Here is a 14386-nt window from a genome sequence, read left to right on the forward strand (position 1 = left end):
AAATATCTTCTCACGCTCCATGTGTTATTGCTACTGTGAATTATTTAAGAGTATAATTTCCCCTATGAATCCACAGAGATTAATTAATAAATTCACTCGTAGAATTTTTTTGGCGTACTCCGATCTCTATGGATTTTTAGCGCAAAAGCTCTTTAATGTTCATCATTTTTACCCAAGTAAAATCACTTTTAAGATCACCAATATCTGCAACGTTGACTGCCATTTTTGTTACAACGTCGGCAAAAACACTCAGGTCGAAAGAAAGTCTGAAATTGATCTGGAAAGCTGGAAAAAGCTTGTGAGCAATGCTCCTTTTTATACCGCCATCTCCTTTACTGGAGGAGAAGCTTTTCTTTATCCCCACTTATTTGATCTTTTAGAATTTATCGGGCAAAAAAAACGCAAGGCCTCTATCGTTAGTAATGGAACCACATTAAACGAAGAGCAGCTCAATAAACTTATTGATTCTAAACTTCACTACCTAATGTTTTCACTTCACGGTATGGAGCGCACTCATAATCGTATCCTTGGCGGTCATATCAATTATTTTGAAAAGACCACGGCAACAATTAAAAAACTTGAAGAATTAAAAAAGAAAAGAGGAAGTAACTATCCTATTGTGGGAATCAAGGTTGTCATCACTAACGAAAATTACCAGGATATCCCAGAGCTCATGGACTATTCTGAAAAAGAACTCAAGGCCTCCCACCTTTACTTCAATCTACTTTCTAATGAACCTTTTGAACTATTTGAGAATGTGAATGATGCTTTTAAAGCACAAGCTCCCATTCATATGTATGAAAAAATTAAAATCCCAAAAATCCATGCTCTCATTGATCATATTTTTGATTATAAAAAAACATCTCGTATGAATATTGGTTTTACGAATGTCTTTAAAAATAAGCAGAAATTAAAAGACTATATTGAAAATCCCGGGCAGTTTGATGTCACAGCTTGCAACAAGCCTTTTCACGAGCTTTATATCCAGCCAAATGGCGATGTCATTTTCTGTTTAAAATACAAAGTGACTAACATTAAAGACATCAATTACGACATCAGAAATATTTTTACTCTTCCTCGCTACCGTGAACTCCTTAAAGCTTTTCAAGATAAAGGGAAAAAAGTGGACTACTGCCATACGTGCCTGGAAGCTACTTTTGAAGACAAGCGGGCAGAGGCCTGATGAGAAAGATTCCTCGCGGTGTCTATTACCTTTCCTTTGGAAGAATCCTGCAAACGCTGGTGACTTATCCATTTAAAAATTTTTCAAGCCAAAACAAGGTTGAAGAATTTGAAAAAGAAGCTGCTTTAAAACTTAACTCTCCTTATGCTCTGGCCATGCCACATGCTCGCATAAGTTTATATTATTTACTTAAGTACTATCGCCTTGATGCTGGAAGTGAAGTCTTAATGTCACCAACCACACTTCCTGATATGGTTAACATGGTTTTACTCCTTGGATTAAAACCCGTTTTTGTCGATTTCAAAGAAAACACTCATACAGCAGATATTTCTAAGGCCGAGAAGCTTTTAACATCAAAAAGCAAAGTTCTTTATCTCACACATTTGTATGGGATTCTTCCAGATATGAATGAGATCCTGGCCTTTACTCAAAAGAACAATCTTATCTTCATACAAGATTGCACTCAGTCTTATGGGACATCTTTTGAAGGAAAACCTGTCACTGAGTTTGCCAATGCTACGTTTTATTCTACATGCTCTCTCAAGGATCTACACACCCACATGGGGTCACTTCTTTGTGTAAAATCAGCAGACCAAATGAGGGCCATTAGAAAAAACACGGTGAGAGATTTTCACCCTTTGAGTAAAAAATATTTTTGGAAATTTTTAAAAGAAGATATAGTTGCTTCTTTAGCGCTAAATCCTTATCTCTTCTCTTTTTTTACTTACTACATTTTTAAAATCCTCTTTGCGATCGACGCTAAACTCATTGAAGATTTAATTGATGGCAGAGGACTTAAACTAGGCCCATGGATTTTCTTTAAAGGATTATTTGGTGGCTCTGGAGATGAAAGAAGGACGAAAATCCCTCATGATATGCTCTATCACTTTAATGATCTGCAGGCCGAAGTTGGCCTTCAGGGTCTAAAAGACATGGACGATTTTGAGCGCAGAAGAAGACAAAACACCTTGCTTCTTATTGAGCATCTCTCAGATAAAGCAAAGGCGAGGCTTCCTCACTTAGAAGAGAAGGCCAATCATTCTTTTTGGCGAATTCCTATTTATGTTGATGATCAAAAACACTTTGAGCATTTCCTCTTTGATCATGGTATTGATCCGGGGAAAACAACCTTGCCTTGCCTGCCAGATATGGATATTTTTAAAGACTTAAAACAAAGTGCGCCGGTTGCCCTAAAAATGGGAAATCATTCGTACTTTCTTCCCAACTTTCACTATTTAAACGAACGAGAGATAAAGCATGTTGCCAGCACCATTAACCAATACTTCGCTCTATGAGTATTTTTCTAATCGCTTGCCGCGTTTTCAGTTCTTTTACAGAACTCCAAGACTTTATCTTTCTCTTTTTAAGCTTCAGTCCAAAGATGCTCTGGAGCGTTCAACAAAAACAGAAGAATTTGAAAAAGCTATTTGTAAGCATTTTCAGTCCCGACATTGTCTAACGACATCCTCTTTTCGCATGGGACTTTATTTCACTCTTAAATCCTTAAACCTTAAAGAGGGAGATGAAATTCTCCTTTCTCCTATTACCATTCCCGATACGATTAATGCCATTCTTCTTCTGAAGCTGAAGCCCGTTTTTGTCGATATGTCTTTGGATGATCACTGCCTTGATCTAACTTTAGCTGAAAAACAATTAAATCCGAAAACACGCGTGCTCCTGGCTACTTATCTTTCAGGTATTGTCCCTGATATGCAAAAAATTAAAGAGTTTGCCCAAAAACATAACCTTCTTTTCATTGAGGATTTCTCTCAAAATTATGAAGCCCATTTTAATGACAAATACCTGGGAACTTGGGGCGATATCAGTATCGGCTCACTCTCGAGCGGAAAAATTCTTTCATCCGCCGTAGGAGGAATCATTCTCACGCAATCTGATGAATATGCAGCTAAAATCAAAAAAGAAATCGAAGCTCTTATCAGTGCTCCAACGAGAAATGTCCTGGGCTATTATTTAAAAAATTGTATTGTTGTTGAAACAGCAACTCTAAGACCTATTTATATTTTCTTTACCCATACCTATTTAAAAATCATGTCTATTCTCAACGGCAAAGGCATCGTCGACTTTGAGCACGATCCTGATCACCGTCATAATATTTTTTTCTGTTCAAGGCCAAAGCTTCGCACGGAATTCCCTAAAAGCTACTATACGTGGTTATGTAACTGGCAGGCCGACATGGCCCTTGGTCTCTTGGAAGAGATGAAAACCAATACAGACAAAAGACGGCATTTGGCAAAAATACTCTTTGAAAACTTAAGCCCAGAAGCTAGAAAATTTATTCCTCAGAATCTTTTTGATTACCAAAGAAACTCTTACTATCACTTCCCTATCAACTGCTTTGGGCACAGAGAAGAAATGCGCAAGAAGCTCTTTAAAAATGGGATTGATAATGGAAGTTATGGACTTAATCTTTGCTCGGAAGAAACTGTCTTTTCCCCACACACCAAGATCTTAGAAAATGCTCGCACTATTAAGTATGATACTGTCTTTATTCCGCTGAATGAGAAATACTCTGAAAATCATATGCGCCATATCGCTATGACATTAAATGAAATAGCACACTAGTTTTTTTCGTAAAGACTTAAGTGCATTAACCAACTATGCCCCACAGGTCCTAAATCATACCAGTATTCAACATGCTGAAACTCTGAAGTTTTATCAAGCTTTTCATTAAAGTGGTGGCGAAGTTCTGTGTTTTTAACAAAGTGATAGCCAATATTGGCAATGGCGGCCTTAAGAGGTTCAACTTTTTCGTGATCTCCAGGAGTGTTTCTTAACACATAAAGTTTTTTACCATCTTTAGTCAGGTCTTTTAATTTATTATCCAGCTCTACATTATCAACAATAATTTCGATCTGCTTATTGGCAAAAGCTGGATGATGCTTAATGGCCCATACAATGCCAAAATAATTCAAGTAACTAGTCTCTGCAAAACTATCAAAGATAACAATCGCCATTTGCGATTCGTCCTTTATTTCTTCAGCAATTCGATCTACGAAAAAATATTTATCTTCATTGACCGTCATTTTAGGGTAAATATCATTGATAAAATTACCGGTAAAAAGAACCACGGCCAATCCCAATGCCCAGGCGTTGCGGTATTTAAGATTTTTAAAGTAGTAACTCAGGATAAAAATAAAGGCCGGCATTAAAAAGAGCCAGTAAGTGATATCGTAAGGTAAAAAAAGAATATAACTGGTAAAAATAAAATAAGTAGCAAACCACCAAAGCATAAATCGGGTTTCATGGGCCTTATCTTTCATTGCCATTTTTATAGCATTGTATCCAATAACAATCAGGACTAGCCTAAAGAAAAGCCAAATAACATGATAACCTTCTAGTACTGTGTAAATTAAATGGTAAACACCTGTCACGAATGGGTACAGAATAAGTCCCCATACAATACTATAAAGACTGTAAGCTTCTTTAGTCCAGACTCCCATTTCATCACTATAAAACAGGAAGACCTTTATCATTTCACCTAAACTTTTAGCGCCAATGTAGAAATAAAGCGGGAGAACATAAAATGACATTCCAAAAAGAAGAATAATAACAAAAATAATACTTCCTACTTTAAGGATATTTTTCCTATCTGCTCGCCAAAAAAGGAAAAATTGCGGAATGATCATGAAAACAAATAAGGAGTGAAAGGCCATTGCCACTCCAAGACTTAAGGCCTGGTAAACAATATAAGAAATCTTTTTTTCCTCAAGATACTTAAAGATTAAGTACATTGATAATAAATTAAAACATTGTCCCGATGTATAACCTTCTCCGGATTTTGCTCCAAACCAAAAGATATCCGAGAACATTAAAATAACAGTCATTAGCGTGGCAAAGATTTGATCCTTAGTGAATCTCTTCATGATTTTATAAAAGAAGACTCCACCCAAAAGCCCAGTGACTGTATTAATTGATGAAACGGCTTTAATCCCAGGCAGCTCAACAGAAAAGAGCGCCAAGAAATCTTTTAAGATTTTGCCCAATAAATGCAAAAGAGGATGATCTGGATGGTAATTTCCAAAGGCATTGTAATTAAGCAGCCAGGGACTCACTCCATAATGTCCATGAGTCACATCAAAAAATCCTTCCATTGCCCCCGAGTAAACATAGGACTCATGCATGTGGATTTTGATATTAAAAAAAAGATAAACAAAAATGACGAATCCCCACAAGCAGTAAAAAGCTCTTCTTTGCGATTGTTCTGTTTGAAAAAGATCCTGTTTAAGCATAATTATCTTTGTGACTTAAGAACGTATTGAGGCGTTCCATTGTGATCCATATAAAGTTTCCCCAGGTATTCGCCAATGATTCCCAGAAAAATAGACTGAATAGAAAAGAGCAAAAAGAGTGCGCAAATAAAACTCGCCCACCCGCCAATTCCTAAAACAGTAAAAACAATTAACACTAAGGCCGACACGAAAAAAGTAAAGCCACCAAATAAGGTCATTAGTCTAAGAGGCTTTGATGAAAAATTAATCAGGATATTGAGCCACAAGTTTAGAAGTTTTCTAACCGTGTAATTGCTACGACCTTCTTGTCTTGTTTTATGCTCAACAAGCACCTGCCCATAATTATTAGTCGATCTTAGCACCAGTCCCTGAATATAGGGAAAGGCTCCTTTATACTTAATGACTTCAGTAATTGTTTCTCTGTTCATGATAATGAACGTTGAAAAATACAAGTCATAAGGTTTGTTAATTAAATAAGTCAAAACCAGATTATTTAACCAGCTCGCTGAATTTCTAAACCACCCGTGATTCTTTTTAATAAAATCTGAAAAGACGACATCGTAGCCTTTTTGAATGGTTTGATAGAGTTTAATAATTTCATGAGGTGGATTTTGAAAATCATCGTCAATAATCACAGCGTACGGCCCCGTAACATGATTAAGAGCGCACATAACCGCATTGTTTTCACCAAAGTTCTTTCTTAACGAATAGAACTTAACATTTTCATATTTTTTAGCGATTTCCTGGCAAACAGATTCAGTCTGATCCTGGCTAGAATCGTTGACGATCACGATTTCAACCTTGAGCGAGTTCAATTCCTTAAAAATAGCCTCTACTAAAAGACCGATGGTCTTAGCGCTATTATAGGCCGGAATACAGACTGAAAGATCGTATGTCATGTATTAAACGGTATCTAAACTTCTCTATAAATTCTATTAAAATTTAATCTTCCCTGATGTCATCGGGAATGAAACTGCCGTTGCTTTGCAGGAGCTTTTCCTTAAATCCGACTGGATCATAAATGATCTCAGAGGCAGCCTTTTGAATATAAATTTGGCGGCTTTGTTCAATGACCTGAATATGCTTTTGATCCCCGCGATAGCGATAAAAACTTAAAAGTTTCTCGTAGGTCCCCAGGTTTTCAAATAGAGACTGGATGTTAGGTCCAGCGCCGACAATGGCCTGATCCAGCTTTCCAGTAGACTGATAGGCCAGATAATTTTGTTGATTGTACTTAAGATTTAAGCCTGTCGTAAGCAGATAAAAGCATGAAAGATAGATGGCAAAAGCACTCACAAAAGTAAGGAGACTCTTCTTCTCAATAGCAAAAAAGCGATATAATTTCATGGCCAGAAAAGAGCAGATCAGAACTAATGGAATCATAAAATTGAATTTCAGCCCAATCTCCGGTAAGTAAAAAATATGACTCAAAACCCCCGAGAAACCATGGTGGATAAACCATCCTTTCATTTCCGGCCACTGGTTTTGACCGAAAAAATAGTGTTCATAATTTAGGGTATAACTAAAAGCTTTCATCATATTCTGACCAGCCGCCACAACGACAAAAACCCAAAAAACAATCTTCTTCCACTTAGTCTCTTTTACATTTTCGTAAAGACTCATCAGAAGAATCGCAAAAACAGCAAAATGAGGAACCCAGTGTCGGGCGCCATAACTTTCTTGATGAATGCGGGCAAAAGACTCAATCATCAAAGCGAAAAAAGGAATGACCCCTACGATAATTAAAGGCAGGTCTTTTTTCTTTTTAAGAAAAAGAAAAACTAATCCAAGAAAGCAGGCAATATAAATTGGACAGTTCGTGAAAAACCCCGAGGGATAAACGAGATTTGGCCAAAGAACATAATAATCAAAATTCACTACATCAGCATAACCATAATTCACAAAACCGAATTTAATAGAGTCATTAATCAACATCGGAATGAGATTAATCAAGACACCTGAGCTGAAAATGAGCCCGTTCTTAATTGTCGCCTTAAGAGATTTTGTATTTATGAAATAATGAACTAGCAAATAAACTGGTAAAATAAAGTAGAAGATATGATCAATCTTAAGTGCTAAGCCTGCTCCAAGTAGAAGTCCGAAGAAAAACAATGAACGCGTCGACCAATTTTTTAAAAGATAGAAAAACATCCCAATTTCTAATGTGACAAGTGCGCTGGAAGTTATATCTGCATTTCCAGGTTGTATTAAGGTGAACCACCAGAAAGAAGTTGTCAGAGAAAGAGTGGCAAAGACCCACAAACGCTTCTTGCCGGGAAAAATCTCAGCCAGAAGAAAAGATGTCAGCATAACTGTCACAACACTAAAAAAGACAGTGGCCAATGAGCGGGTTAAAAAAATCAGGTCTCTATTATCTGCTGAAACAAAAGACTGCATCGCCTTCTTATAGACAAAAAAAGGGGCCCACATATTCACAATGCCATTTGAATGGACATCAGGCCAATTTCCACTTCTTGTAATTTGCCAGCGCTCTTTATCTGGCACTTGATTGATCACATTGAGGTCTAAGTCGTTAACAATACTTTCCGAGTAATAGTCGTAGATGTTCTTCTCAACGGACATATTCTGGTGATTAACACGCAGAAAAAGTATGGTGAATAACAAAGCAAAAGCTATAAATTGAAGGGTGCTCCCTGCTTTTTTAAAACGCTCAAAAAAACCCAAACGAACTCCGAGGCAAGAAAAGAAATTATATTAACTTTATACCAGAAATATGATTTTATTAATTAAAAGTCCCCTCTGACAGCGGTTTTATTATTAAAAGCGATATTATTTTAGATGGACATAAACTGAGCTGGCATTCTGACCGAATCAAGGATTGGATTGCTGGCAAAAGAGTTCCGCCAATCACTATCGATATGGCGCTTACTCAAGACTGCAATTACCGCTGTACCTACTGCTACGCCTTCTTTCAACGAAATGAAGGTCATCGCATGACTAAAGATGTTGTTTTTCGTTTTCTTGCTGATTGCGCCGACTTAGGTGTAAAGGCCATCACATTTACCGGAGATGGGGAAAGTACGCTCTCACCTGTTTTTAGCGATGCCGTTCTTGAAGGAAAAAGACTTGGTCTGGATATGGCCGCAGCTTCTCATGGCGAAAAATTTGGACCTCTGGATTTAGAAAAAATTCTTCCTGCGCTCACTTATTTGCGCATTAATATCTCCGCTGCCACTCCTGAGCGATACGCTAAAATTCACGGGACTAGCCAACAAGCTTTCTTTAGAGTGAAAAAGAATATTGAAGAGCTTGTGCGCATAAAAAGAGAAAATAACCTTTCAACAACTATTGGTCTGCAGATGGTGCTTATGCCAGAAAATGGCGAAGACATTATTCCTCTTGCCGATTTTGCTGTCGAAATGGGAGTCGATTACCTGGTTATCAAACACTGCTCTGATGACAAAGACCGCACTCTCGGAATCGACTATAGTAAATATTTTGAGTTAAAAGATGTTCTAGAAGCGGCCCAGAGACGCTCAAATTCTGTCACTCAAATCACTGCAAAAATGTCTAAAATAATGAGTCAGGGAAAACGCGAATACACAAAATGTTTTGGCCCGACTCTTATGCTCCAAATTTCAGGAACAGGACTTGTGGCCCCTTGTGGAGACCTTTTTGCGACTGATAAAAAACGCTTCCACATTGGAAACATTTGTGAGCAGTCTTTTAAAGAAATTTGGCATGGAGAGAAATTTCGCGAAGTCATGGAGTATATCGGCTCTGATGAATTCAACCCGCAAACTCAATGTGGTACATTATGTCTTCAGCATTTAGTAAACACTTATCTTTACGACCTAAAAGAAAACAATGGCCCTCTTTTAGAAAGTTCTGCACAGCCGCCTCAGCACATTAATTTCATTTAAAAACGATTAAGAACATTGCAAATTTTTTGAATGTCTTCTTCACTGAGATAAGAGCTCAGAGGAAGACTTAAGATTTCAGATTGCAGCTTCTCCGCGACCGGAAACGTTCCTAAATCATATCCATGATAAGCTTTTTGTTCATGGGCCGCTTTTGGGTAATGAATTTGAGTTTCAATCCCATTATCTTCTAAGTACTTTTTTAAAGCATCTCGCTCATGTGAACGAATAACAAATAAATGCCACGAATGACTTTCATCATCGCTATAGACTGGAAGTTGAATCTTAGGATTCTTGATCTGGGAAAGGTAAGACATGGCCACTTTTCTTCTCCCGTCCAGGTCTTCTTTGAAATACTTCATTTTTACCTGAAGAATCGCCGCCTGGATCTCATCCAACCTACTATTTACCCCTTGGTAATCATGCTGATATTTTTCTCTTGAACCATAGTTTCTAAGAGATAAAAGAAGCTCGTAAAGGCTTTGATCATTGGTTGTAATGGCCCCAGCATCTCCTAAAGCTCCCAGGTTTTTACTAGGATAAAAACTAAAAGCTGCCGCATCTCCAAAACCTCCGGCCATTTTCCCTGCCAAGGCCGAGCCATGTGATTGGGCCGCGTCCTCGAGCACTAAAAGCTGATGATCTTTAGCGATTGCCATGATCTCTACCATCGGTGCAAGCTGCCCATAAAGATGCACTGGAATAATTGCTTTCGTTTTTTTAGTAATAGCTTTTTTTATTTCCAAAGGAGAGATATTAAATGTTTCTGGATTTGGTTCGACAATTTTAATAACAAGATTATTTTCAGTGATTGCCAACATCGATGCAATATAGGTATTGGCCGGAATAATGACCTCATCACCAGACTGAAGCTTTCCCTGCTCTTTCCATGCCCTTAAGACCAAAGTTAAAGCATCCAGGCCATTGCCTACACCAACTGCGTACTTTGTCCCGCAAAACGCAGCAAAGGCCTCTTCAAAAGATTTCAGTTCATTTCCGGCGATAAATCGACCTGAATCAATGACACGAGTGCAGGCTTCGATAAGCTCTTGCCTTAAAGGAGAAGTTGCATTTTTAAGATTTAAAAATTCGATCATAACGATGTCGTCAAAAATCCAGGTGAAACTTCATTTAAAAAGTCATCGTAATCGCAAATATAGTCTTCTGAATCATACAGTTCACTTGCAAGAACCATGAGAATGCAATCCTGGCTAAAATCATGCATTTCTCTCCAGACCATATTCTTAATAAGAAGTCCTTTAAAACTTGAAGACAGGATGACTTCTTTTTTAGTGAAACCATCATCAGTTAAAATTCGACATGAACCTTGAATACAAATAAGCATTTGAGAAAGTTTGCGGTGAGCATGAAACCCTCTGGAAATGCCTGCTTGCATGCCTTTGATGTAATAGACACGTTTGATATCAAAAGGAACACTTTTCATACTCTCAAAAACAGAAAGTTCACCCCTTCCGTCTTCAATTGTAGTGACTAATAATTCCTTGACTCTATCCATGCATAAAGTCTAAACGAAAACGAAATGTAAGGCAATTTTCTAGAAGACGCTCTTCATATTGAGCGTATGTTTATCAACAACTTTTTCTTCACTCAGATTTTTTCTAAAAAAGACTCTGGCAACAATAGCGTAAGGACATAAAATAAGAAAATAAAGCACGGTGTAAAATCCCCAGGATTTTAGTTTCCCTACAATCTTAGCAATAACCATCCAAACGATATAAGGTCGCTTAAGCCACTCTGGGATAAGAAGTCCCAAGATTATCAATAATGGCCCTAAAATCATCGGCCAGTATGAATGAGGTGTGTGTTTTAAATAAGGTATAGCAAAACCAAAAAGCCCAAGAATCAACAATCCCATAACTATGCCAAACTTTCTTAACTCCCCTTTTTCCAATTGATCTTGGTCTGGCAAAAAAGGATCGAGGCTTAGTTTTTTTATCGGTTCAAAATGCTGATCTTCAAAATGCTCATAGGCCTGAAAGTTATCTGCGGGAACAGAGTGTTTTAAATGTAATTCCCAAACAGCGCAAGCGGCACCGAAATCGTAAGCATTTAAGTGCTTTGACAAATGTATATGCAAAAGCTCTTTAGTCACCGGCATTTCACTAAAAAGAATTTCTGGAACTTTCTCATTGGGATAAAGTTTTATAAGCTCTTCGTTCATCTGATTTTTAAAGAGCATCTTTCCTTCTGAAATCCACTCTTTTGTCGTCTTCATAAAACGTAGGAAGGAGAAAGGCACTTTGAATATGATATCCTTCATGACTCGCTCAAACTTAAGAAGAGGTTTATCATAAAAGCCAATATAACTTACATCTTTAAGGGTAATTGCTTCTTTTTTTAAACATGCCCGCACTGATTCTTTGGGAAATGAATAATCATCTTTTAGATGGCTAAAATGAGATTCTGAAAAATTAACGACAACTCTGCCGTCTTTTAATAAAACAGCTCCAGATTTTTCCCAGCCGTAGGCCAGTCCTAAAATATAAACTGGAGTTTCCAACACTAATCCCACAGGTTCTTAAGCAAATAACTTCTCATGCGATATAACCAGCCAGAGTTAAAGATTAATTGCAGTGAATTCATTTCAGGGTAGAGAATTTTCATTTTTTTTGTGAAGGCAAGTTCTCTCGTATCACTCTTAAAAGCCGGGACATTCTTTTTTAGGTTACAGCAGTCTTTTTTGTCGGCCCAAAGATCCTGATCTTTCCAGAAGTAACTTTCTCCCAGACCAAGATAACAAGTCGAAAAGTCCATTCCGACTTCCTTGCATTTTTGAGAAATAGCTTCGTAATAAGACCTTATCTCCGGTGCACTATACTTAAAACCTTCTGTCGTTTGCTTGATTTCCTCTTTCATAAGTGAGCGAAGATCAAAACCAATTTTCTGGCTCACGGCCTGAGTTGTCTTGCCATCCATATGAACAAAACCAGCAAGCAGGTTTTTACAGCCATAACTTCTGATCTCTTCAATCATTGAAGGATTAAAAAAATCAAAAGCAGCTTTGTCGCCAAAACTTCCATTCTTTCCACTCAAATGCCCATCAGAAAAATTAGGAAAAAGTGGGTTGAGTCTTACCGAGGTAAAAATTTGGGCCTGGTTTAACTTCCTCAAGGCCTCTAATCTTGCATATGGCGATTCTGTCCCAGGCTCAATAAGCTTAACCATTTGCTCATTTAAAGTAGGAATAGAAAATTGCACTGTCGCCTTTTCCGGGTCCATGTACTTTAGGTACTCATCTTCTGCGACCATTGGCGAGCGGGTTAAAAACAAAAAAGGATAATTATAGGCCTTGAGAATTTTTAGTGTCTCAAGCGTGTTTTTATACTTCCTTTCCATGGAAAGAAAAGGGTCCGACATCGAACCAATCCTTAAAGGAACACGCTTTAAAAAGACTTCTCGTAAGGGAAAATCTTCATCCGTCTCAAAAGCTTTATAAAAAAGCTCCCACAATGAGGAAATATCAATGGGAACCGGCACAGGACTGTTCCATTGATCAATCTTAGAAAGCTCCGCTTTGGCCCAGCAATAAACACACTCATGAGTGCACCCATTCATATAGGTATCGAGCTGAAAACCGTAATAACATTGCAGGCAGTCTGAGGTGGCCCCAATTAAATGAGGAATTCCCTGAGGAAAGAGCTCTGCCCCTTTTCCGGCCTGATTCCTCATTGAGGCAAAATGCTGGAAGGGGGAGATGTCAAAATCGTACTTAAAACCAGAGCGCTCTTTAAGAAAAGAGATTTTCTCATTGATGGCATTCAGGCTGGTATAAGTCGATTTATCGTACATTGTTACCTGTTAATAGAACTGAATAATCTGATTCATGACTGAAACAAATGTCTCTGCTTCTTCCTGAGTATTATAAACAGAAAATGAAAGTCTTAATGTCGGAGGAAGATTTTCTTTATGAAACCAGGCATGAGCACAGTGAAAACCACTTCTGGTCATAATATTCTTTGATTCATCCAGGAGAATCGAAAGCTCCCCCATATCTTTATTCTTCAAAGAGAAATTTAAAATCCCAGAACGAAGCTCTGCTTCTTTTGGCCCCAGGATTTCAATATTTGAATGCTTTAAAAGCTCTTTCGTGATGAATTGATTAATTTTTACTTCATGTTGATGAAAATTTTCAATGCCAAGCTTTTCAATATAACGAAGGGCTTCGGCCCCTCCAATCGCTCCTGCATAATTTTGAAGTCCTGCTTCTAAACGATAAGGAGTCTCTGCAAAGGTGAATGAAGTATAGTCTGCATCTAAAACAGTCTCTCCTCCATAAAGAAGAGGTTTTAATTTTTGAAGAAGTTCAAACTTCCCATAAAGAGAGCCAAACCCAGAAGGGCCAAAGGCCTTATGAAATGAAAAGGCCAGGAAATCAACATCCAGCTCTTTAACATTAATTTTCTGATGAGCAATCGCTTGAGCAGCATCAAGTAAAAAGAGAGCTCCATTTTCATGGGCGATTTGCACCATCTCTTTAATCGGAAGACTCATTCCCGTAACATTCGAGGTATGAAAAACAGATACCAGTCTGACTTTACCTTCAGTAAATATCTTCTTATAAGATTCCAAATCAAAGGCCTGATCATCTTTTTTTATGTCGACCAACTTGTGCATAATTCCTTTTTCCATCGCTAGCATTTGCCAAGGAATTAAATTTGAATTGTGCTCCATATTTGTCGTCAGGACGATGTCACCTTTTTTGAAATCTAATCCATTAGCAATCAGATTGATTCCTTCAGTCGTATTTCTTGTAAAGACAATTTCCTGAGCTTTATCTGCCCCTAAAAAACGTGCGACAGTACTTCTTGCTGCTTCATACTCTTTTGTCGTTTGTTTTCCAAACTTATGAACAGCACGATTATGGCAAGCTGGATGATCTGTGTAATAAGCTTGAGAGGCCTTAATGACACTTGCAGGCCTTAGTGTTGTACAGGCATTATCAAAATATATAGGAAGCTGCCCACCTACTTTTTTACTTAATACTTCATAGTCTGCACGGATTTTTTTAGTCTCGAGAATCATTTCAAGATCCACCATGAAAGGCCTGCGAA

General features: G+C 37.8%; 12 protein-coding genes. 4 read left to right on the top strand and 8 right to left on the bottom strand.

Translation table 11 applies throughout. The features are described 5' to 3' along the window. Positions 1-64 precede the first annotated feature (64 nt). From AC6JA8_RS18100 to AC6JA8_RS18110, 3 genes are read left to right on the top strand one after another with little or no spacing between them, the layout of a single operon-like run. A complete protein-coding gene (locus AC6JA8_RS18100; protein WP_497975058.1) occupies positions 65-1183 on the top strand; it encodes a radical SAM protein in 1119 nt (372 codons plus the stop codon). After that, positions 1183-2478: a DegT/DnrJ/EryC1/StrS family aminotransferase gene (locus AC6JA8_RS18105; RefSeq protein WP_497975059.1), complete on the top strand. Its 1296-nt coding sequence runs from the start codon at positions 1183-1185 to the stop codon at positions 2476-2478. Before AC6JA8_RS18100 ends, AC6JA8_RS18105 begins: the two co-directional genes overlap by 1 nt. After that, positions 2441-3766, top strand: coding sequence for a DegT/DnrJ/EryC1/StrS family aminotransferase (locus AC6JA8_RS18110; RefSeq protein WP_497975060.1), 1326 nt, complete (start codon positions 2441-2443; stop codon positions 3764-3766). Before AC6JA8_RS18105 ends, AC6JA8_RS18110 begins: the two co-directional genes overlap by 38 nt. On the opposite strand, the gene AC6JA8_RS18115 is transcribed toward AC6JA8_RS18110, so the two are convergent. The 3 genes from AC6JA8_RS18115 to AC6JA8_RS18125 are packed head-to-tail and all read right to left on the bottom strand — an operon-like array spanning position 3763 to position 8016. Then, a complete protein-coding gene (locus AC6JA8_RS18115) occupies positions 3763-5433 on the bottom strand; it encodes a protein O-mannosyl-transferase family (protein WP_497975061.1) in 1671 nt (556 codons plus the stop codon). The genes AC6JA8_RS18110 and AC6JA8_RS18115 overlap by 4 nt on opposite strands. 2 nt (positions 5434-5435) lie before the next feature. Next, positions 5436-6332, bottom strand: coding sequence for a glycosyltransferase family 2 protein (locus AC6JA8_RS18120; RefSeq protein WP_497975062.1), 897 nt, complete (start codon positions 6330-6332; stop codon positions 5436-5438). A 43-nt stretch (positions 6333-6375) separates the two neighbouring features. After that, a complete protein-coding gene (locus AC6JA8_RS18125) occupies positions 6376-8016 on the bottom strand; it encodes a hypothetical protein (RefSeq protein WP_497975063.1) in 1641 nt (546 codons plus the stop codon). A 296-nt stretch (positions 8017-8312) separates the two neighbouring features. Between AC6JA8_RS18125 and AC6JA8_RS18130 the strand changes: the two genes are divergently transcribed. Further along, positions 8313-9317, top strand: a complete 1005-nt coding sequence (locus AC6JA8_RS18130) for a radical SAM/SPASM domain-containing protein (RefSeq protein WP_497975064.1) — start codon at positions 8313-8315, stop codon at positions 9315-9317. Here the strand turns inward: AC6JA8_RS18130 and AC6JA8_RS18135 are convergent. From AC6JA8_RS18135 to AC6JA8_RS18155, 5 genes are read right to left on the bottom strand one after another with little or no spacing between them, the layout of a single operon-like run. Beyond that, positions 9314-10411, bottom strand: a complete 1098-nt coding sequence (locus AC6JA8_RS18135) for a DegT/DnrJ/EryC1/StrS family aminotransferase (protein ID WP_497975065.1) — start codon at positions 10409-10411, stop codon at positions 9314-9316. The two genes, AC6JA8_RS18130 and AC6JA8_RS18135, sit on opposite strands and share 4 nt — an antisense overlap. After that, complete coding sequence (locus tag AC6JA8_RS18140) at positions 10408-10830, bottom strand: sugar 3,4-ketoisomerase (RefSeq protein WP_497975066.1); 423 nt, start codon at positions 10828-10830, stop codon at positions 10408-10410. Before AC6JA8_RS18140 ends, AC6JA8_RS18135 begins: the two co-directional genes overlap by 4 nt. A 39-nt stretch (positions 10831-10869) precedes the next feature. Then, complete coding sequence (locus tag AC6JA8_RS18145; RefSeq protein WP_497975067.1) at positions 10870-11847, bottom strand: SxtJ family membrane protein; 978 nt, start codon at positions 11845-11847, stop codon at positions 10870-10872. Continuing rightward, a complete protein-coding gene (locus AC6JA8_RS18150) occupies positions 11838-13124 on the bottom strand; it encodes an SPL family radical SAM protein (protein WP_497975068.1) in 1287 nt (428 codons plus the stop codon). Before AC6JA8_RS18150 ends, AC6JA8_RS18145 begins: the two co-directional genes overlap by 10 nt. A 9-nt stretch (positions 13125-13133) precedes the next feature. Next, entirely contained in the window at positions 13134-14357 is a 1224-nt protein-coding gene (locus AC6JA8_RS18155) for an aminotransferase class V-fold PLP-dependent enzyme (RefSeq protein ID WP_497975069.1), read from the bottom strand. Positions 14358-14386 lie beyond the last annotated feature (29 nt).

It is taken from the genome of Bacteriovorax sp. HI3, from assembly GCF_059738875.1.

Coding starts and splice junctions, on each gene's coding strand:
- AC6JA8_RS18100 (WP_497975058.1), top strand. CDS start 65: ATGAATCCACAGAGATTAATTAATAAATTCACTCGTAGAATTTTTTTG.
- AC6JA8_RS18105 (WP_497975059.1), top strand. CDS start 1,183: ATGAGAAAGATTCCTCGCGGTGTCTATTACCTTTCCTTTGGAAGAATC.
- AC6JA8_RS18110 (WP_497975060.1), top strand. CDS start 2,441: ATGTTGCCAGCACCATTAACCAATACTTCGCTCTATGAGTATTTTTCT.
- AC6JA8_RS18115 (WP_497975061.1), bottom strand. CDS start 5,433: ATGCTTAAACAGGATCTTTTTCAAACAGAACAATCGCAAAGAAGAGCT.
- AC6JA8_RS18120 (WP_497975062.1), bottom strand. CDS start 6,332: ATGACATACGATCTTTCAGTCTGTATTCCGGCCTATAATAGCGCTAAG.
- AC6JA8_RS18125 (WP_497975063.1), bottom strand. CDS start 8,016: ATGTCCGTTGAGAAGAACATCTACGACTATTACTCGGAAAGTATTGTT.
- AC6JA8_RS18130 (WP_497975064.1), top strand. CDS start 8,313: ATGGCGCTTACTCAAGACTGCAATTACCGCTGTACCTACTGCTACGCC.
- AC6JA8_RS18135 (WP_497975065.1), bottom strand. CDS start 10,411: ATGATCGAATTTTTAAATCTTAAAAATGCAACTTCTCCTTTAAGGCAA.
- AC6JA8_RS18140 (WP_497975066.1), bottom strand. CDS start 10,830: ATGGATAGAGTCAAGGAATTATTAGTCACTACAATTGAAGACGGAAGG.
- AC6JA8_RS18150 (WP_497975068.1), bottom strand. CDS start 13,124: ATGTACGATAAATCGACTTATACCAGCCTGAATGCCATCAATGAGAAA.
- AC6JA8_RS18155 (WP_497975069.1), bottom strand. CDS start 14,357: ATGATTCTCGAGACTAAAAAAATCCGTGCAGACTATGAAGTATTAAGT.